At 68.3% G+C, this 17,552-nt stretch carries 19 protein-coding genes and 1 pseudogene; 10 read left to right on the top strand and 10 right to left on the bottom strand.

The genetic code is table 11. The annotated features are described in order from the left end of the window. Positions 1-2: 2 nt before the first annotated feature. Positions 3-587 carry a nitrate reductase cytochrome c-type subunit gene (locus ACTJI2_RS05025; protein ID WP_183636450.1) on the top strand — a complete coding sequence of 195 codons (585 nt, stop codon included), beginning with the start codon at positions 3-5 and terminating at the stop codon, positions 585-587. Between the two features lie 3 nt (positions 588-590). Beyond that, complete coding sequence (locus ACTJI2_RS05020; protein WP_440841316.1) at positions 591-1,190, top strand: NapC/NirT family cytochrome c; 600 nt, start codon at positions 591-593, stop codon at positions 1,188-1,190. 89 nt (positions 1,191-1,279) lie between these two features. Here ACTJI2_RS05020 and ACTJI2_RS05015 read toward each other — a convergent pair whose 3' ends face one another. Continuing rightward, positions 1,280-1,429 (bottom strand): DUF3149 domain-containing protein, encoded by a 150-nt coding sequence (locus ACTJI2_RS05015; protein ID WP_141452787.1) that lies wholly within the window; start codon positions 1,427-1,429, stop codon positions 1,280-1,282. Positions 1,430-1,586: 157 nt separating this feature from the next. Between ACTJI2_RS05015 and ACTJI2_RS05010 the strand changes: the two genes are divergently transcribed. The 4 genes from ACTJI2_RS05010 (at position 1,587) to ACTJI2_RS04995 (ending at position 7,054) form a co-directional block, all read left to right on the top strand. Continuing rightward, positions 1,587-1,829: a hypothetical protein gene (locus ACTJI2_RS05010; RefSeq protein WP_440841315.1), complete on the top strand. Its 243-nt coding sequence runs from the start codon at positions 1,587-1,589 to the stop codon at positions 1,827-1,829. A gap of 78 nt (positions 1,830-1,907) precedes the next feature. Further along, on the top strand, positions 1,908-4,709 hold the full coding sequence (locus ACTJI2_RS05005; protein ID WP_440841314.1) for a PAS domain S-box protein: 2,802 nt from the start codon (positions 1,908-1,910) through the stop codon (positions 4,707-4,709). A gap of 57 nt (positions 4,710-4,766) precedes the next feature. Then, positions 4,767-6,479, top strand: coding sequence for an ABC1 kinase family protein (locus ACTJI2_RS05000; protein ID WP_440841435.1), 1,713 nt, complete (start codon positions 4,767-4,769; stop codon positions 6,477-6,479). 8 nt (positions 6,480-6,487) lie between these two features. Then, positions 6,488-7,054 (top strand): GIY-YIG nuclease family protein, encoded by a 567-nt coding sequence (locus tag ACTJI2_RS04995; protein WP_183636438.1) that lies wholly within the window; start codon positions 6,488-6,490, stop codon positions 7,052-7,054. 4 nt (positions 7,055-7,058) lie between these two features. Here ACTJI2_RS04995 and ACTJI2_RS04990 read toward each other — a convergent pair. The 4 genes and pseudogenes from ACTJI2_RS04990 to ACTJI2_RS04975 form a co-directional block, all read right to left on the bottom strand. Further along, positions 7,059-7,253 (bottom strand): annotated as a pseudogene (locus ACTJI2_RS04990) (hypothetical protein); the annotation flags it as partial. An 80-nt stretch (positions 7,254-7,333) separates the two neighbouring features. Continuing rightward, positions 7,334-7,534: a hypothetical protein gene (locus ACTJI2_RS04985; RefSeq protein ID WP_440841313.1), complete on the bottom strand. Its 201-nt coding sequence runs from the start codon at positions 7,532-7,534 to the stop codon at positions 7,334-7,336. A 45-nt stretch (positions 7,535-7,579) separates the two neighbouring features. Further along, entirely contained in the window at positions 7,580-8,239 is a 660-nt protein-coding gene (locus ACTJI2_RS04980; RefSeq protein WP_440841312.1) for a UdgX family uracil-DNA binding protein, read from the bottom strand. Positions 8,240-8,269: 30 nt separating this feature from the next. Continuing rightward, on the bottom strand, positions 8,270-8,647 hold the full coding sequence (locus ACTJI2_RS04975; RefSeq protein ID WP_249887870.1) for a hypothetical protein: 378 nt from the start codon (positions 8,645-8,647) through the stop codon (positions 8,270-8,272). A 257-nt stretch (positions 8,648-8,904) separates the two neighbouring features. Between ACTJI2_RS04975 and ACTJI2_RS04970 the strand changes: the two genes are divergently transcribed. Next, positions 8,905-9,960, top strand: a complete 1,056-nt coding sequence (locus ACTJI2_RS04970) for an SDR family oxidoreductase (protein ID WP_440841311.1) — start codon at positions 8,905-8,907, stop codon at positions 9,958-9,960. Between the two features lie 316 nt (positions 9,961-10,276). Here ACTJI2_RS04970 and ACTJI2_RS04965 read toward each other — a convergent pair whose 3' ends face one another. Both ACTJI2_RS04965 and ACTJI2_RS04960 read right to left on the bottom strand, forming a co-directional pair. Then, positions 10,277-10,828, bottom strand: a complete 552-nt coding sequence (locus tag ACTJI2_RS04965) for a hypothetical protein (RefSeq protein WP_440841310.1) — start codon at positions 10,826-10,828, stop codon at positions 10,277-10,279. Positions 10,829-10,892: 64 nt separating this feature from the next. Further along, positions 10,893-12,068: a BON domain-containing protein gene (locus ACTJI2_RS04960; protein ID WP_318289114.1), complete on the bottom strand. Its 1,176-nt coding sequence runs from the start codon at positions 12,066-12,068 to the stop codon at positions 10,893-10,895. A gap of 234 nt (positions 12,069-12,302) precedes the next feature. On the opposite strand from ACTJI2_RS04960, the gene ACTJI2_RS04955 reads away from it, so the two are divergent. Continuing rightward, the gene (locus ACTJI2_RS04955) at positions 12,303-12,596 is read left to right on the top strand and encodes a hypothetical protein (protein WP_318289113.1); all 294 of its coding nucleotides are present in this window, start codon (positions 12,303-12,305) and stop codon (positions 12,594-12,596) included. 267 nt (positions 12,597-12,863) lie between these two features. Further along, positions 12,864-13,163 (top strand): KGG domain-containing protein, encoded by a 300-nt coding sequence (locus tag ACTJI2_RS04950; protein WP_225562429.1) that lies wholly within the window; start codon positions 12,864-12,866, stop codon positions 13,161-13,163. Positions 13,164-13,200: 37 nt separating this feature from the next. On the opposite strand, the gene ACTJI2_RS04945 is transcribed toward ACTJI2_RS04950, so the two are convergent. From ACTJI2_RS04945 to ACTJI2_RS04935, 3 genes are all read right to left on the bottom strand, one after another. Continuing rightward, the gene (locus ACTJI2_RS04945) at positions 13,201-13,419 is read right to left on the bottom strand and encodes a hypothetical protein (protein WP_183636412.1); all 219 of its coding nucleotides are present in this window, start codon (positions 13,417-13,419) and stop codon (positions 13,201-13,203) included. After that, positions 13,412-14,734, bottom strand: coding sequence for a sigma-54-dependent transcriptional regulator (locus ACTJI2_RS04940; RefSeq protein ID WP_192198581.1), 1,323 nt, complete (start codon positions 14,732-14,734; stop codon positions 13,412-13,414). The genes ACTJI2_RS04945 and ACTJI2_RS04940 overlap by 8 nt, the downstream gene beginning before the upstream one ends. Positions 14,735-14,901: 167 nt before the next feature. Further along, positions 14,902-15,357, bottom strand: coding sequence for an RES family NAD+ phosphorylase (locus tag ACTJI2_RS04935; RefSeq protein WP_318289112.1), 456 nt, complete (start codon positions 15,355-15,357; stop codon positions 14,902-14,904). Between the two features lie 127 nt (positions 15,358-15,484). Between ACTJI2_RS04935 and ACTJI2_RS04930 the strand changes: the two genes are divergently transcribed. Further along, complete coding sequence (locus ACTJI2_RS04930) at positions 15,485-17,536, top strand: mechanosensitive ion channel family protein (protein ID WP_318289111.1); 2,052 nt, start codon at positions 15,485-15,487, stop codon at positions 17,534-17,536. The last annotated feature ends 16 nt before the right edge of the window (positions 17,537-17,552 follow it).

The raw sequence follows: 17,552 nt of genomic DNA, 5'->3' as shown, positions 1-17,552 counted from the left end.
CCATGCGCAACAAGCCATTGCTGATCGCCGTGGGCCTGACGGTGGTGCTGGGGATACTGGTGTTCGTCGCCGGCTGGATGTTCGGCAGCCACCGCTCGCCGGAGACGGCGGCGCCGGCCGAAGCCGCCGGCGTCGCGCCTCCCGCGGTCGACGCGCCGCCGCCCGGTGCGCAGATCGACGCCATCCGCCGCGGCGTGCCGATCGATCAGGAGGGCGCGCCACCGCCGATGGCGCGGGTCGAGAACACCGACATCAAGCGGGTACGCGCCTATCCGATGCAGCCGCCGACCATTCCGCACGCCATCGACGGCTACCAGGTCGACAAGAACAGCAACCGCTGCATGCTGTGCCATGCGCGCGCCAATGCCGCCACTTTCCAGGCGCCGCCGGTCAGCGTGACCCACTACATGGACCGGGACGATCAGTTCCTGGCCACCATTTCGCCGCGCCGCTACTTCTGCAACCAGTGCCACGTGGTGCAGACCGATGCCAAGCCGCTGGTGGCGAACAACTTCCAGGACATCGACAGCGTCATCGCGACCACGCCGGCCGCGCCGACGACGCCGGCCAAGCAGGGGAGCGAGTGAGCCATGTGGGAACGGACCAAGCAACGCGTGCTGCCCATCTGGCGCACCCTGCGCTCACCCAGCCGGCACTACAGCCTGGGGTTCCTGACGGTGGCGGGTTTCGTGGTCGGGGTGGTGTTCTGGGGCGGCTTCAACACCGCGCTGGAAGCGACCAACACAGAGACCTTCTGCACCGGCTGCCATGAAATGCGCGACAACGTCTTCCAGGAACTGAAGACGACCATCCACTACACCAATCGTTCCGGCGTGCGCGCGACCTGCCCGGACTGCCACGTGCCGCACAACTGGACCAACAAGATCGCCCGCAAGATGCAGGCGTCCAAGGAAGTCTGGGGCAAGGTGTTCGGCACGATTGATACCCGCGAAAAGTTCCTCGATCACCGGCTGGAACTGGCGATGCACGAGTGGGAGCGCTTGAAGGCCAACGACTCGCTGGAGTGCCGCAACTGCCACGACTATTCGTCGATGGACCTGACCCGGCAGGGATCGCGCGCGGCCCAGACCCACAAGCTGTGGCTGGGCACGCAGAAGAAGACCTGCATCGATTGCCACAAGGGCGTGGCCCACCACCTGCCGGACATGACCGGAGTGCCGCAGGGCTGAACTCCCCAGCCGCTGCGGCTTCCCCAAAAACGAATCCGGCGACGCCGACAGATACGAAGGCCGGTGGCCGGCGCCATGCGTTCCGGCGGCTACTTGCCGCCGCGGCGACGCTCCTCCTCGCGCATTTTCTTGCGCAGGAACAGGCTGACCCAGATGCCGATGCCGAACATCACCAGGCTGCCGCCGATGGCGAGCCAGCCGACCGGCTCCAGCAGGATTTCACGAAGGATCGGATGCATGTGCGGCGGTTCCCCGGATGGACTGCGGGCAGGTTAGCGCGTCGGTGGCCTGCGGCATTGACCTGAATCAATGGCGGTTCGCGGAGGCGGGGTGCGAAGAGCGCGTGCAGGGATTCAACGGGCCGATATGCGATAAGGGGGGCGGAGGGCCGCATCCATGAGCGGAATCTATTCTTTGCTGATTTCCCCCGAGCACGCCGAACTGGTGCAGGGCGACGTCGGTGCGGATCTGGGCCAGGGATTCCGCCTGGTCCACGAACAGTCGCAGAAGCGCACCGGGGCGCGTTGGTACTTCTACGCCGAGCGCTCGTTGAGCAAGCCCGAGGCGCTGCGCCGCGCCCAGCAGTGGTACGACTCCAGCGGCCACCCCGACTGGCCGGGATTGGCCGAACGCGGCTGAACCCACCGTCCAGCGTCCTCGACATGGCCTTCACCGGACTTGTCACAGCTTGGATGGGCTCATCCAGGGACCGGTCCCATGCTGGAAGTTCAGAGTCCCGAAACGGCCAGCCAGTCCGTCCTGCTGGCGCTGGAGGATGGCATCCGGCGGATCCGCGATCCCCGTGAGGTGATGGCGTTCGCCGCCGCGCATCTGGCCCGCCACCTGCGCGTCGATCGCGTCTGCTATGCCGAGATGGACGAGGCCGGGGAGCGATTCGCCCTGCAGGTCGAATCCGGCAACGGGCGTTTGCCGCCGCTGGCGGGACAGCAGCGGCTGGACGATTTCGGCGACTTCGTGGGCGAATCGATGCGCCGCGGCGAGGTGCTTTGCTGCGACGACACCGCGGCGATCCGGGGCCTGTCGGCGCTGCAACGGCGCGCCTACCGCGACAGCGGCATCCGCGCGCACATCAGCGTGTCGCTGGTGCGCGACGGCGATTCCCGGGCAATCCTGGCGGTGCATCACGCCGATCCACGTGTCTGGACTTCCGCAGAACGGGCGCTGGTGCGGGACGTCGGCGAGCGCACCTCGGCATCGGTGCTGCGCACGCGGGTGGCGGCGGAACTGCGCCGCAGCGAGGCGCGGTTCCGCCAGTTGTTCGAGTCCATCGATCAGGGCTTCTGCATCATCGACGTGCTGTTCGACGCCGATGGCCACGCCTGCGACTACCGCTTCGTCGAGGTCAACGGCGCGTTCGCGCGCCACACCGGCCTGGGCGAGGTGGTCGGGCGCACCGCGCGCGAGGTCGTCGCCGATCTGGAAGCCTCCTGGTACGAACTGTACGGCGAAGTCGCGCTCACCGGGCAGCCGCGACGGTTCGAAAAACAGACGGTGGGCATGGGTGGACGCTGGTTCGAGGTTTACGCGTTCCCGCTGGAAGGAGGCGGCCACCAGGTCGGCATCCTCTTCAGCGACATCAGTGATCGCCGCCGGATCACCGACGCCATGCGCGAAAGCCAGTCGCAGCTGGCCGCGGTCATCGAGCACGTGCCGGTGGGCATCGGCCTGTTCGACACCGAGGGCCGCTACCTGATGGCCAACCCCCACCTGCAGGAACTGGTCGGCAACGTGCTGCCGTCGCGCGAGCCGCGCTCCCGCTGGCGCGCCTACGACGCCGAAGGCAACCTGCTGGCGCCGAGCGAGTATCCGAGTTCGCGGGCCCTGCGCGGCGAAACCGTGCCGCCGACCGTGGATTTCCATATCTACCTGGACGGCGAGGAGCGCTGGATCGTGTTCGGCGCGGTGCCACTGTGGCGCGACGGCAAGGTGGCCGGCGGCATCTCGGTGGCCCAGGACATCACCGAACGCCGGCGGGTGGAAAGCGCGCTGCGCGAGAGCGAATGGCGGCTTTCCACCCTGATCGAGGGTATCCCGCTGCTGGTGTGGCGATCCTCCGATCGCGGCTACTGGACCTGGGCCAGCCCGCAATGGGAGCAGTTCACCGGCCAGTCCCAGCAGGACGCGGTCGGGCTGGGCTGGCTGGCGTCGATTCATCCGGATGACCGCGATGCGACCTTGCAAGCGTGGGCGCGCGCGGGCGAACGCGAGGAGATGAGGGTCGAACACCGCGTGCGCCAGGCCGGCACCGGCAGCTACGTCTGGCATTCCACCCGTTCGCGCGCGTTGAAGGATCCGCGCGGACGCATCGTCGAATGGCTGGGCACGACCGCCGATATCCAGCAGTTCAAGAACCTGCACGCGCGCCAGCGCGAGCTGCTGGAACTTCAGGCCGACCAGAGCCGGCGCAAGGATGAGTTCCTGGCAATCCTCGCCCACGAGCTGCGCAATCCGCTGGCGCCGCTGCGGACCACCCTGGAGTTGCTGGTGGAGGCGGGCGATGCGCCGTTCGCGCCCGCGCTCGCGCGGATGCAGCGACAGGTCGATCACATGGTAAGGCTGGTGGAGGACCTGCTGGAGGTTTCGCGGATCACCCACGGCACCATCGAGCTCCGCCGCGAGCAGCTGGACGTCAACGAGGTGCTGCAGGTCGCCATCGATACCAGCCGGCCGTGGATAGAGCAGGCCGGACACCAACTGGAGGTGGCGCTGTCGCCGCGCGCCTGCATCGTCGACGGCGATCCCGTGCGGCTGGCGCAGGTGTTCTCCAACCTGCTGAACAACGCCGCCAAGTTCACCCATGCGCCGGGCCGCATCGCCCTGGGTTCGCGCCGGGAAGAGGGCTGGCTGCGGGTCAGCGTCGCCGACAACGGCGTGGGCATGCCGCCCGAGCGGATTGGCGAGATATTCAACCTGTTCACCCAGATCCGGCAGGAAAAGCAGCAGATGCTGAGCGGACTGGGCATCGGCCTGACCCTGGTTCGCAGCATCGTCGAACTGCACGGCGGGCACGTGCGTGCGCACAGCGACGGCATCGGCCAGGGCAGCCACTTCGAAGTCGAACTGCCGCTGGTCAACACATCGAATCCGGGAGAAGACGACATGGCCACCGACTACACCACGCCTGGAAACCGCCATCGGGTGATGGTGGTGGACGACAACCGCGATGCGGCCGACGCCATCGCCGAGTACCTGGAGTTCGCCGGCCACGACGTCGCGGTGGCCTACGATGGCGAAGCGGCGCTGGCGCGTTTCGCCGGTTTCGCGCCGGAGATGGTGCTGATGGATCTGGGCATGCCCGGCATCAGCGGCTACGACACCGCCACCCGCATGCGTGCCCTGAACAGCGGCGCGGCGCTGACCCTGGTGGCGCTCAGCGGCTGGACACACGAGGAGGACAAGCGACGCTCGCGCGAAGCCGGATTCGACGCGCACCTGGCCAAGCCGGTGGAAGTGGCGACCCTGCGCCGGTTGATCGAGGAACATCTCGGCCGCGGATGAGCGCGCCGCCCCGCCATCGCGGCGGCTTTCACTTGGCGTGATCATCGCGCCGTGACAATGGAATTCCCGATCAGGAATCCGGTCATGGAATCGCACGCCCATCACGCCGAACCGCCACAGGGAGCGGGCAGGCGGCGCGGACAGATCCTGCGCTTCCTGTTCCGCTACCGGAACTCGGGCCTGTTCTCCGGGCTGGATACCAGCCTGGAGGATGCCGCGCTACAGGTACCGGAAGGCACGCCGCAGGAGCTGGCCCAGGATCTGGAGGCACTCGGCCCGGCGTTCGTGAAGATCGGGCAGATGCTCTCGACCCGGCCGGACATCGTGCCGCCGGCCTTCGCCAGTTCCTTCGAGCGCATGCAGGAGCGGGTGGAACCGGTGTCGTTCGAGGCCGTGCGCGAAGTGGTGGAAACCGAACTCGGCGTGCGCGTGAGCCATGCCTTCTCCGGGTTCGAACCGGAGCCGCTGGGCTCGGCGTCGCTGGCGCAGGTGCATCGCGCCTGGTTGCGCGACGGCATGGCGGTGGCGGTCAAGGTGCAGAAGCCCGGTATCGCCCAGCAACTGCTCGGGGATCTGGAACTGCTGCGCGGCTTCGCCCGCAATGCCGATCGCTTCACCGAAATGGGGCGGCGGGTGCGCTTCGCCGACTGGCTGGAGGAATTCAGCCGTACCCTGTTGGCCGAGCTGGACTACCAGGCCGAGGCCGAGAACCTGCTGCGGTTCCGCCTGCACCTGGCGCCGTTTCCGGAACTATGGGTACCGGCACCCGTCGCCGATCTCAGCCGGCGCCGGGTACTGACCATGGAGCTGGCCGAGGGCATCCGGGTGGATCAGATTCCGGGCGTGCGCCGGACCGAGCAGCCGATGGATTTGCTGGCATCGGCGCTGCTGCGCGGCTATCTGGACCAGATCTTCGTGCATGGTGAAATCCATGCCGATCCGCATCCGGGCAACCTGCGGGTGACCCGTGACGGCCGGCTCGCGGTGTTCGATTTGGGCATGGTGGTGAACGTGCCGCCCAAGCGACGCGACTGCCTGCTCAAACTGCTGTTCGCCGCGGTCGACGGACGCGGTGAACAGGCCGCCGACGAGGCCATCGCCATGGGCACCCGGCTGGAGGATTACGACGAGGAGCGTTTCGTGCGCGAGGTCGGGCACCTGGTCAGTCACTACAACGCGCATTCGGCCTCGGCCTCGGCCGGCAGGGTCGTGCTGGAACTGGTACGGGTCGCCACCACCAGCGGGTTGCGCACGCCGCCGGAACTGAGCCTGCTGGGCAAGGCGCTGTTGAACCTGGATGCGGTCTGCCGCCAGTTGGCACCGAAGATGGACCCGAAAGCGGTCGTCGAACGACACCTGCAGCATGTGATGCGCGCGCGCCTGCGGCAATCGTTCTCCTCGTCCAACGTCGCCAGCGAACTGATCGAGATCCAGACCTTGTTGCGGGAAGGTCCGCGCAAGCTGTCCGACGCGCTGTCGCTGGTGGCGGAAAACAAGCTGCAACTGCGGGTGGCCGGGCTGGAGGAATCGCGGCTGATGGAAAACCTGCAGAAGATCGCCAACCGGATTGCCGCCGGGCTGGTGACCGCCGCGCTGATCGTCGCGTCCTCGCTGATGATGCGGGTGGAAACCCGCAGCACCCTGTGGGGCTATCCGACCGTCGCGCTGCTGTTGTTCCTGCTGGGCGCCGGCCTGGGCGTGGGCATCGTGATCAGCGCCCTGCGGCGGGATCGGACCGCACGCTCGCGCGAGGAGCGGGCACCGCGCTGAGCCAGGCCATGAGCGCGTTCCTCTACCTGTTTCCCTGCGCCGGAGAGGATCTGGCCAAGCTCGGCATCTCGCGGGATCCGCTGGGCCGCATCCGCGGCCTGGCGCCGCGCTGGTTCGAATTCTTCGACCTCGACCACGCCCTGCTGTTGCAGGCCGACGCATTGGCCGAGGCGCAGGCGTGGGAAACCGCGCTGAAACGCTCGCTGCGCGAGTACAACGCGCCCGCGCCACTGTTGTCGGTGGCTGCCGCGGGTGGTCATACCGAGTGGTTCCGGGGCGCCCAGCGGGACATCCGCACCCACATGGACGCGATGGCGGAGCAAGGTTTCCACCTGCATCCGGCGCGGCCATGGCTGCGCGACGCCGTGCTTCGTGGCAGCGATGACCCCTATGGCCGGGCCGAGGCGATCTGGCAGGCGATGCTCGACGCGGGCGTCGAACCGGAATCCTCCGCGCGTCATCCGTTCGCGCAGGCGTTGCGGGACCTCTGCGACGAACAGATCGCACTGGACCTGGCGCTCGACGCGCGCGTCCCGTCGGCGATCGCGGCGTGGCATCGCCGGCATCGCGCCTGAGCGGTCAATCCGGCGCCTTGGCGGGGACGAACGGCGAAACCGGATCGCTGGCGGGGAAGGTTTCCTCCAGTGATTCGTCCTGGTTCTCGCTTTCACGCTGCTTGCGTTTCTGCCGTTCGTGCGGTGTCTCGGGCGCGTCCCGATGCTCGTCCGGTGCGGGCGGATCCTTGCGGTCGCGGTTCATGGCGTGCTCCATTGGAGGAACGGCTCCAGTCTGGAAGCGCGCCGGTGGTACCCGCGTGAACGATCCGCCGAATCCCGATGGAAGCGTGCGGGAATTCAGCGGCGGTTGCGAACGCCGGTGCCGAGCGGATCCGGATAGTCGCGCTCCGGATTGCGCCGGCCGGTTCCGCGTGGCACATCCGGCTGGTCGTGTTCCTTCCAGCGTGCCTTGTCGTTGCGAAGGCGATCGGCGGTATGCGCCTTTTGCTCATCGCTGTCCGGGTTGTTGCGGGATGGGGCCTCGGGTTTGCTCTTCATGGCATGCGCTCCTCGTTGTCGGGGCAGGGATGCAGGGGAGGGTAACTAGGGAGGGAACGTCGCGCCGGCCACGCGCGCGGCAACCTGGCGAAGATCACGGCGCAGTTCGCGCAACGCTTGGTCACGCGCTTGGCCCTGCATGCGCAGGATGGCGGACGGATGCCAACTGGCGATGGCCTCGGTGCGTTCATCCAATGCACGCCAGCGACCGCGCTCGCGGGTCAGCCGGAACGCATTGCCGAACAGTGTCTGCGCGGCCATCGCGCCCAGCGCCACCACCCAGCGCGGCCGCAGCCGCAGCAGTTCGGCGGCCAGCCACGGCCGGCACGCGGCCTGTTCGCCGGCGTTTGCGCGCTGGTGCAGGCGCACCTTGCCGCGCTGGCGGAACTTGAAGTGCTTGACGGTGTTGGTCAGGTACACCTCCTCCACCGCAAGTCCGCTTTGTTCCAGCAGTTCGCGTAGCAGGCGCCCGGCCGGTCCCACGAACGGCTCGCCCTGGCGATCCTCCTGATCGCCAGGCTGTTCGCCGATGAACATCACCGCCGCGCGTGCCGGACCGCGGCCGAAGACGGTCTGGGTGGCGTCGCGCCAGAGCGGACATGCCCTGCAGTCCGCCGCGCGCAGCCGCAACTGCCGTAGCGAACCGGCGGGAACGGTCTCGACCGGTTTGGCCAGCGGTACCTGCGCGGGCGGTACGCGCGGCATCGCGCTCAGGCGTCGGGGCGCGCGCGCGAATCAGGCATCGGCCAGTTCCTGGATCGAGGGCCTGCGCGGCGCGACGGTCGAGCTCGCCGGGATCGGCAGGGGCATTGGCGCGACCGCGACGGCATGACGGCGCTCGCCGGCCGCGAGCACACGCAGGCGTGCGATGCGGCTGCGGGCCCAGCGCGCGGCCCAGCGCATGCCCGCCGCCACCGAACGCACGGCGACATTGGCCTGCGGGTTGAGCGGGTCGTGCAGTTGCACGCTCACCAGCCAGCCGTCGCGGCAGGGATGGATTTCCAGCACCCTGCGACCCTCGAGCATGAGTCTTGCCCCGGCCCATGTGTCGTCGGCGGTCGCTTCCACCCAGGTGAAGTCGGCGGGAAGCTTCATCGGCACGGCTTTGGTCATGGGATGCATCCTGATCTGTGGGGGATGCGGTTACTTAGCAGATTGCATGCCACTCGAAAATGACTGGAAACGGCAACGCGAATGCGCATGCGCATTCGCATGGAAGCACTCGTTTCCGGACGCGCGAAAAAATTTCACTTCAAGTGCAGAGCACGTGAAGAGGATGCGTTTGCATTGCGCTCACAGCACCGGTTCTAGCGTACTTGTTCAGTTGCAAAGCCAAAATCGTTCCTGTTTTTCCGTAACCGGGAGTGAACATGAAACGCAGCGAAAAGAAGACGACTAAGAAGGCGGCGAAGAAGGCTTCGCCTGGCAGCGCTGCCAGGAAGACATCATCGGCCGCCAGCGCGGACACCGCGGCGAAGACGGCGCAAAGACAGCGGCGCCTGCAGGAAGAAGCCATGGACAGGAATGCGCGGGCACCTTCGACGAAAAAGCAGCCGGTACAGGCCGGAAGTCGTAGGCAACCCGAACCGCCGTTGAGCCGGCAGCATCTGCGCAAGCCGGGCAACGAAGCCGAACTCGAGCTCCCGCCACGCTTCCTGGCCCCTGACTATCGCGGCAGCGGCAAGCTCCAGGGCCTGCGGGCGCTCATCACCGGCGGAGACTCGGGCATCGGACGCGCGGTCGCGGTGCTGTTCGCGCGCGAAGGGGCCGACGTGGCCATCGTGTACCTGGACGAGCACGAGGATGCACGCGAAACCGCGCGCCATGTGCAAGCCGAAGGACGCCAGTGCCTGCTGATCAGCGGGGATGTGCGCGATGGTCGGTTCTGCGAGCGCGCGGTGGCGGATGTGGTGGCGTCCTTCGACGGGCTGGACGTCCTGGTCAACAACGCCGCGTTCCAGCAACACGCCAAACGGCTCGAGGACATCAGCGACGCACAGTTGGCCGAGACCCTGCAGACCAACATCGGCGGCTACTTCAACATGACCCGCGCGGCGCTGCCGCACCTGGGGGAGGGGGCGAGCATCATCAACAGCGGATCGGAAACCGGACTGTTCGGCAGCAAGGAACTGCTCGACTATGCGGCGACCAAGGGCGCCATCCACGCATTCACCAAATCGCTGGCGAGCAACCTGCTGCCACGCGGCATCCGGGTCAACGCGGTGGCGCCGGGACCGGTGTGGACGCCGCTGAACCCGGCGGACCGCGAGGCGGAGAAGGTGGCCACGTTCGGCAAGGACAGCGACATGGGCCGTCCCGCGCAACCAGAGGAGCTTTCGCCGGCCTACGTGTTCCTGGCCTCACCGATCACCGCCTCCTATATCAGCGGCGCGGTGTTGCCGGTGATGGGCGGACCCTACGGCTAGCGGGACAGGCCTGGCGGGGCGCGACCGCCGTCAGGTGNTCGCGCAGCCCGGTTTCGCCGGACTGCTTGGCGCAGTGCGCGCAGCAGTAGATGGTGCCGTCACTCTCCACGCCATGGCCGATGACCGCGCAGCCGCAATGCGCGCAGCGCGGCGCGAAGGCGTGGATCGCGCACTCGAAGGCATCGAAGGTGCCGGTACGTCCCTGCTGGGTCAGGGTGAAGCTCTTGTCGTAATCGTTGCCGCATACATCGCATCTGGCCATGGGATGGCTCCTGTCGTGGAGTGATGGAGACGCGCGCCTGGCGGACGGACGCCACTAGTAGACGCCTTCGGGACTGGGCTGGGGCCGGCCGGGAACATCCGGCGCGACGCGTTCCAGGATTGGCGCGAGGACCTGTTCGGATTCCTCCAGCCACGCCAGCATGCGCAGCGCCCAGTCACGCAGGTCATCGCGGGTGGACCGCTGCGAGGCCTGGTCGAACAGCGGCCAGGCTTCATCCAGCATGGACTGCAGCGCAAGCGCGGCGTGATGTTCGTACTCCGCGGGCCGGAATCCGGGCAGGCGGGTCGCGCCGTCCTCGCCCGCGGTCGAGGTGTCGAAGCCCGCCCATATCCCGTCCTCGGCCTGGTGCTGGGCCAGGATCATGCGGGCGAGGGTGCGCAGCGATTCATCCCCGGCATGTTCCAGGATGCCGTTGGCCAGGCGGCGTTCGCGCAGTCCCAGCGCGAGTGCCGAGGCGACGAAGGCGTCGTCGTCGAAATCCGCGCCGGCGGTGCCCTCGCGCGGCCGCGCGGCCAGATGGCGGAACAGCACGACCGCGCCGGTGGCCAGGGCCAGCCACGCGATCAGGGATGTCCGATGCTTCATGCGGATTCGCCTCCTCACGGCCGCCCGTGCAGGCGGCCGTGGTCATGGTTGGCGTGGACACGCCTCAGTGGGTGCTGCCCCCGGTGGGCGTGGTGCCGGTGGTGGTGGCAGGACGGCTTGTCGCGCCGCGATTGCGACCGCCGGCTTCGGAGGTCGTCGGGGTTTCGAGCCCGGCGTCTCCGGTCCGTCCCATGCCCGGCGTCACCCGGATCTCGTTGTGGACCTCGCGCACGCCGCCGCATGCATCGGCGATGTCCTCGGCGCGGTGCTTCATCCAGCGTTGTTCCACCGTGCCGCTCAGGGTGGCGACGCCGCCACTCACGCTGATCTGCAGATCGTCCGCGTCCAGGTAAGGGTCGTCGGTAAAGCGTTCATTGAGATCCTCGGTGATGCGCTCGTCGGAACGGGTGTAGCCGCGCGGCCCGCGTCCGCGGAAATTCCGCTGGCCGGATTCCTGGCCATACCCGGAGGCCCCGGCGCGGGTGTCGTCGCGCCAGTCGGACGGGCCGCGACCCATCCCGCCGGAGGACTGGCCGTAACCGTAGCCGGAACTGCTGCCGTAGCCGACGCCGGGTTCGCGTGGATAGCGCCCGCTGCGCCCATAGCCGCTTCCGGCGAACACGTCGCCCTGCGCGTAGCGCTGGCTGAAATCCTCGGGCCCGTAGATCCGGCCCGGATCGCGCTCGCGTCCCCAGGCCTGGCTGTATTCGCCCGGCGGGTCGTAATAGCCGCTTTCGCGGTCGCCCGTGCGCCCGGCCGGACGATAACCGCCGGCGAAGTCGCTATCGTCGAAGCCCCGTCCGTATTCGCGCTGGCCGGCGTCGCCGCGGCCGCTGAATCCGGAGCGTCCGCTTCCACCGCCATATTGCCCGCGCACATCCTCGTCGGACTCGCGGCCGCGTCCCCAGCGCTCGTACTCGTCCGCGCCAAACCGGCCTTCTTCCCGGGCCTGTGCGCGCGTTCGCGATGGCTGGATACCGGCGGTGCCATAGCCTTCGCCATAGCCACGCGAGGAACGCTCGTCGTCGGGATGCCTGTCTTCCGGACGCATGCCTTCGTGTTGCCTGCCGTATTGCCGGTTGTACTGGTTCATGTCCTGTCTCCGGTTCTGCCACCATTCGCGGCTGGCGTCTGCCAGCTGCGTTGCCAGTTGCCGCAGTTCGCCTATCGCGGCCTTCAGTTCGACGCCCACGTGCCTGCCGTCGTCGTGTCTGCTCTCGTCGTGTCTGTTCTCGTCCATTGCCTGCTCCTGGAAGAAAGGAGTGGAAAGGAGCGTGGTGCGCCACTCCGTCCGTGGACGGCACGCAAACGGCATGCCATCGCCACGGGCCGGCAGGCGCGGGCGCCGACGGCGCCGGTCGGCCTCGGCAGGCAGCTTTTGCGTCGAAAGGAAGTTTGTGCGCGGAGCGGATCGGCACGCGGTTTGCGTAGGTAAGCGGCAGACGAATGAAGCGCGACGGCGCGGAGGTGGAACATGAAACGCTGGATGATCGCCGGCCTTGTGTGGGCCATGGCCGTGGCCGTGATACCGGCCTGCGACCGCCGGGACGATCCTTCGGTTCCCCCGGCCAGCACGGGCAGCAGCACTCCGCCCGGTGAAAGGGTCGATGCGGGTGCCGACGACAAGGCCGCGGTGAAAGACGAGCCGGTCCACCTGACCCAGCCGCCGCCCACCGCGACCGAGTGCGACGGCAAGGTCGGCGACGAACTCGCGTCGTGCCTGCAGGACCATGCGGCGCGCAAACGTGCGACACCGCCTTCACCCTGACGCAGAAATTTCACGGGATGCAGCATGTGCCGCCCGCGCAGCCGCTTGGACGCGCCTGCGCGAGCTCCACCGTTGGCATGGACATTGCGGAGTACGCCACGGCGCCGGTTATCTCCAGTCGCCGCATTTCTCCCAACAGAAGGCGTTCCCATGTCTCGTACCCCACTGTCATTGAATCCTTCCTCGACGAACACCCACGGCACTGCGACCTCCGCCCCGCGCGGACAGGACCAGGGCAGGCGCCGGGAGCCACGCGGATTCGCCGCGATGGATCCGGAACGGCAACGCGAAATCGCACGCAAGGGCGGGCGCGCCGCGCACCGCAGCGGCAACGCGCATCAGTTCGATTCCGAAGAAGCCCGCGAAGCGGGACGCAAGGGCGGCGAGGTGGTCAGCCAGGATCGCACGCACATGGCCCGGATCGGCGCGCGCGGTGGCGAAGCGCGTGGCGCGAATCGCCGGCAGCAGACGCGCGAGCGTGGCATCGAGGGCGGCGAGGGAAGTACGGAGCCGGAGGATGGCGGGACCCTGCTATCCGGGAGCACGCCGTCCACGCGTCATCACTGAGGTGAGGAAAACGGCAAACCGCGAACCGCGGAATCAATCACCCGCGCGGGGCGGTGCCGGTCTCGCCCTGCCGCGGGGAACCGCCAATGGCCATGCGATCCAGCAACGCGCCACACTGGACGACGGCCATGTCGATCCGGTCCAGGCCGGAGCGGACGTCATCGATCTGGCCCTGCGCGAGCGCTTCCCGCGCGATGGAATTGGCATACAGGATCAGGTTCAACTCGTTGCGCAGATCGTGCTGCCAGTCAGACATCGTCGCGCTTCCTGGCCAGGTGGTTGTGCACGGTGCGCACGCTGATGCCCAGGGCCCGGGCGGTCGCGGTCTTGTCGCCGGCGTGGAAGGCCAGGGTCTTGCGCAGCATTTCCGCCTCCACCTGGGCGAAGGTCATGCCCACCTGGAAGCGCACGCTCGCCGGGTCGTCGTCGCCCGGCAATCCGCGCCGGTCCAGTTGCAGCGGAACCGCGCGCACGCTGTCGTCCTGGCTGCGCAGGTAAGCCAGTTCGATCGCGCTGGACAGTTCGCGCACGTTGCCCGGCCAGGCGTGCGCCATCAGGCCCGGCAGGCAGCGTTCCTCCAGCCGCCGGGCGTGCCCGGTGCGCCGGTTGAGCCGATCGACGAAGGCGGTGGCCAGCAGCGGGATGTCCTGCTTGCGCGCACGCAGCGGCGGCACCTCGATGGGGTAGCGGACCAGGCGGAAATACAGATCCTGGCGCAGATCGCCGCAGCCATCCGCCGACAGGCGATGGGTGGCCGCGATGACGCGCACGTCGATCGGCACCTCGCCCTGGCCGCCGATTCGCTGGACCACGCCGGTTTCCAGTGCGCGCAGCAGGTAGACCTGCAGCGCCGGCGGCATGTCGCCTATCTCGTCCAGGAAGAGCGTGCCGCCCTGGGCCTGCTCGAAGAAACCCAGGTGGCGCGCGGCGGCACCGGTGAAACTGCCACGCTCGTGGCCGAACAGCTCGCTGGCGAGCAGTTCGCCCGGAAGCGCGCCGCAGTTGACCGCGACGAAACGGCCGCCACGGCCGCTCTGCGCATGGATGGCACGCGCCGCCAGTTCCTTGCCGCTGCCGGTCTCGCCGAACAGCAGCACGCTCACGTCGTGGGGCGCCGCGCGGGCGATCTCCTGGCGCAATGCCTGCATCGGCGGACTCTCGCCGAGCAGTCCATCGCCGTCGTCGCGCAGCGCGGCCTCGCGCGCATGGTGTGACTGGCGCACATCGTCGAGCAGGCCCATCAGGCGGGTGGGCGGCAGCGGCTTGGGCAGGTAGGCCGAGGCGGCGGAGGCCACCGCCCGCCGCGCATGCTCGATATCGCTGCTGCCGCTGACGAACACGATCTGTCCCTGGTGCTGCACCGGGATGCGCTCGAGCACGTCGAAGCCGGTGCCATCCGGCAGGTGCATGTCCAGCAGGGTCAGCTCGGGGTCGTGGCGCGCCAGCCAGGGCGCGGCATCGGCGACGCGATGGAAGGCATGTGCCGTGAAGCCGCGGCGCCGGGCCATGTCCAGGGTCATCGACGCGAACTCGGTGTCGTCGTCGACGATGGCAAAGCATGGATTCGGCATGTTCACTCTCGTGGATCACCAGCATGTGAGCATCACCCAACGGCTGTTAGGGCAACGCGAAGCGGACACGGCCACATCGGGATGCGATGTGCATGCCGTGTTGATGTTCATGAAGGTGATCGCGCGACCCATGCGCGCATCCTGTCACGCGCGGGTGCGAGGCCGATTCAGCCCAGCCGCTGATCCATCCGGAAACGGTGCGCGGCCAGGTAGCTGATCCGCGTGAACAGCGGATGGCGCGGATTGAGCAGCAGGTTGTGCTCGCACGGGCACAACGCGCTGGGCACCTGCGCCGCCAGGGTATTGCCGGTGGCGAGCCAGGCGTCGCCCAGCGCCTGCACTTCGGTCCGGTAGGGACGCTCCCGCCAGAGCAGATCCTCGGCGACCTCGATGACATGCAGCGAACCGGACGGAACGCGCGCCTCGATCAACTTCAGTTGATTGACCGGCGTGCTTTCCAGATGCGCACGATGTTCGAGCATCGCCGCGGCGGCGCTGCAGGCGGCGTAGATCACCGGCAACTGCCCGCTGGTCCAGCGGCCAGGACGGTCGGAGACGGGGAATACGTGGGTGACGGCGGTGTCCTCGACCATCACGAAAGCGGGCATCGTTTCGTTCGCCATGGCGCTGCTCCCTCGAAGGGATGATCGATGATGGGTTCGGAGACGCGAAGACCGTGTGCAACCGTGGCCTTCACATGACGGGTCCGCGTGCTCGGGTAGGGTCGGATTCCTCCGTTTCCGCTTCGACATGCGCGCAATTTCCGGTTTTTTCCATCGCCAGCGACACCCCCGCGCCACGCGCTGGCCGGCGCGGGTGCTGGCGATGATCGCCGTAGCCTGCATGGCTGGGGCGTTCGCCACGGCTCCGGCCTCCGCACCGCCTTCCTCATCCTCCGTCGGCACGACGTCGGAATCGGCGCAGACCACCGCGCGCGAAGTGCTGGAGGAAGTGGGCGAGCGCGACAACGCGCCGCCCTACAGCCGGCGGCTGTGGCAGGGCGCCGCTTTGGAATGGACACGTGCCATGCCCGCGATCGAGCGCGATCTCGCCGGCGCATGGCAGGAGCTGCGGCGGCAGGTGGCGGAACGGTTCTGGGGATTGGCGGCGCTGCTGTTGGCCTGGGCCGGGACGCTGTGGCTGGTTCCCTGGTCGATCTCGAAACTGGTTCCGCGCCTGCCCGAAGGACGCATCCGGCGGTCGCTGCCCGCGTTGCTGCGGGTCGCCGGCACCACCCTGTGCAGCGCGGTCCTGCTGATCGCGATTGGCCAGGTGCTCGGATGGGGCGCGCCAGCCGGTTCGCCGCTATCGGCATTGCTGGGGCCGCTGATCGGCGTTCTGGCCTTCGCGGTGTTCATGGCCAGCCTGGGCCGCAACGTGCTGTCCTGCGGCGATGCGGGCCTGCGCCTGCCCGACATTCCGGACGAGGTGGCCGCGCGGATGCGCCACGTTCCGTGGTTGCTGGCGGGGTCCGTCGCCGCCGCGACCTGGCTGGAGATCCTGCTGGTGCGCTGGTTGCCTGGACAGGGCTATGCGTCGCGCCTGGCGACCGCGGGACTGGCGGTGTTCCTGGCCGCGGTGCTGGCCAGCGTGTGGTCGCGGCTGGGGCTGGCCCTGCGCACGAACCCCGCCGACGCGCCGACGGGACGCCATCGCGTCCTGCTGCGCGGCGTGGTGGTGGTGGGTTGGGGGCTGATCCTGGGCAGCCTGTCCGCCACGCTGCTGGGCTACTACGCCGCCGGCGGTTTCCTGATCAAACAGACCTTGTGGGGCGGCGTGGTGCTGGTGTTCACCTATCTGCTGGCGGCGGCCAGCGGCGACACCATCGATGCCTACCTGGGCGGCGGTGGCCGCGCCGGGCGGGTGCTGGCGTGGCGACTGGGACTGGAGCCGCGCAAGGTCGATCAGGTCGGCGCGCTGGTCTACGGCGCGGTCCGCCTGCTTCTGTTGCTGTGCGCGCTGGTGCTGCTGGCCGCGCCCTACGGGCTGGGGCCTTCCGAACTGTTCGCACGCCTGCATCCGCGCACGGCGGTGATCGCGATCGGCCAGCTCCGGCTGGGCGCGGGCGATCTGCTGCGGGCGCTGCTGGTGTTCGCGGCGGTGATGCTGGCCACCCGCTTGTTCGGACACTGGTTCAGCAGCCGCTATCTGCCGACCACGCGGCTGGATCCGGGCATGCGCAGTTCGCTGGTGTCGGTGGCGACCTATGCCGGCGTGGTCGTGGCGATATCGATGGCGCTGGCGGCGATGGGCGTGGGCCTGGACAAGATCACCTGGATTGCCAGCGCGCTGACCGTGGGCATCGGCTTTGGCCTGCAGGCGATCGTGCAGAACTTCATTTCCGGCCTGATCCTGCTGGCCGAGCGCCCGGTGCGGGTCGGCGACTGGGTGGTAGTGGGCGACGCCGAGGGCGACGTGCGCCGGATCAACGTGCGCGCCACCGAGATCACCATGGCCGATCGCACCACCGTGCTGGTGCCCAACTCCGAACTGATCACCAAGGTGGTGCGCAACCGCACGCTGACCCGCTCCGAGGGACTGGTGAAGATCCTGCTGCCGCTGCCGGCGGCGACGACCGACGTGGAGAAGGCGGTGACGGTGGCGCGCGAGGTGATCGCCGCCAACCCCGACGTGCTGCCGCGGCCGGAACCGGTGGTGCTGGTCGAGGAGGTCAAGGACAACAAGATCTTCTTCAACCTGTCGGTGTATGTCGAAGGCCCGCGCCGGGTCGCGACGGTGCGCGGCGCGCTGCTGTACGAACTGCTGCGGCGCCTGCCGGAAGCCGGCGTGCCACTGGCCTGAGCGTGATACCTGTGAG

The sequence above is a fragment of the Pseudoxanthomonas sp. 22568 genome, from assembly GCF_052044485.1.
Taxonomy (GTDB): Bacteria; Pseudomonadota; Gammaproteobacteria; order Xanthomonadales; family Xanthomonadaceae; genus Pseudoxanthomonas_A; species Pseudoxanthomonas_A beigongshangi.
Note: the sequence above shows the minus strand (reverse complement) of the source record. Positions and strands in the feature narration are given on the sequence as shown.

Excerpts from the sequence above, each read along its gene's own strand:
- ACTJI2_RS04945 (WP_183636412.1), bottom strand. The coding sequence starts at position 13,419 with ATGTCTGACTGGCAGCACGATCTGCGCAACGAGTTGAACCTGATCCTG.
- ACTJI2_RS04985 (WP_440841313.1), bottom strand. The coding sequence starts at position 7,534 with ATGAAGAGCAAACCCGAGGCCCCATCCCGCAACAACCCGGACAGCGAT.
- ACTJI2_RS05015 (WP_141452787.1), bottom strand. The coding sequence starts at position 1,429 with ATGCATCCGATCCTTCGTGAAATCCTGCTGGAGCCGGTCGGCTGGCTC.
- ACTJI2_RS04935 (WP_318289112.1), bottom strand. The coding sequence starts at position 15,357 with ATGGCGAACGAAACGATGCCCGCTTTCGTGATGGTCGAGGACACCGCC.
- ACTJI2_RS04965 (WP_440841310.1), bottom strand. The coding sequence starts at position 10,828 with ATGAAGCATCGGACATCCCTGATCGCGTGGCTGGCCCTGGCCACCGGC.
- ACTJI2_RS04980 (WP_440841312.1), bottom strand. The coding sequence starts at position 8,239 with ATGCCGCGCGTACCGCCCGCGCAGGTACCGCTGGCCAAACCGGTCGAG.
- ACTJI2_RS05020 (WP_440841316.1), top strand. The coding sequence starts at position 591 with ATGTGGGAACGGACCAAGCAACGCGTGCTGCCCATCTGGCGCACCCTG.
- ACTJI2_RS04930 (WP_318289111.1), top strand. The coding sequence starts at position 15,485 with ATGCGCGCAATTTCCGGTTTTTTCCATCGCCAGCGACACCCCCGCGCC.
- ACTJI2_RS05025 (WP_183636450.1), top strand. The coding sequence starts at position 3 with ATGCGCAACAAGCCATTGCTGATCGCCGTGGGCCTGACGGTGGTGCTG.
- ACTJI2_RS05010 (WP_440841315.1), top strand. The coding sequence starts at position 1,587 with ATGAGCGGAATCTATTCTTTGCTGATTTCCCCCGAGCACGCCGAACTG.
- ACTJI2_RS04960 (WP_318289114.1), bottom strand. The coding sequence starts at position 12,068 with ATGGACGAGAACAGACACGACGAGAGCAGACACGACGACGGCAGGCAC.
- ACTJI2_RS05000 (WP_440841435.1), top strand. The coding sequence starts at position 4,767 with ATGGAATTCCCGATCAGGAATCCGGTCATGGAATCGCACGCCCATCAC.
- ACTJI2_RS04975 (WP_249887870.1), bottom strand. The coding sequence starts at position 8,647 with ATGACCAAAGCCGTGCCGATGAAGCTTCCCGCCGACTTCACCTGGGTG.
- ACTJI2_RS05005 (WP_440841314.1), top strand. The coding sequence starts at position 1,908 with ATGCTGGAAGTTCAGAGTCCCGAAACGGCCAGCCAGTCCGTCCTGCTG.
- ACTJI2_RS04940 (WP_192198581.1), bottom strand. The coding sequence starts at position 14,734 with ATGCCGAATCCATGCTTTGCCATCGTCGACGACGACACCGAGTTCGCG.
- ACTJI2_RS04950 (WP_225562429.1), top strand. The coding sequence starts at position 12,864 with ATGGATCCGGAACGGCAACGCGAAATCGCACGCAAGGGCGGGCGCGCC.
- ACTJI2_RS04995 (WP_183636438.1), top strand. The coding sequence starts at position 6,488 with ATGAGCGCGTTCCTCTACCTGTTTCCCTGCGCCGGAGAGGATCTGGCC.
- ACTJI2_RS04955 (WP_318289113.1), top strand. The coding sequence starts at position 12,303 with ATGAAACGCTGGATGATCGCCGGCCTTGTGTGGGCCATGGCCGTGGCC.
- ACTJI2_RS04970 (WP_440841311.1), top strand. The coding sequence starts at position 8,905 with ATGAAACGCAGCGAAAAGAAGACGACTAAGAAGGCGGCGAAGAAGGCT.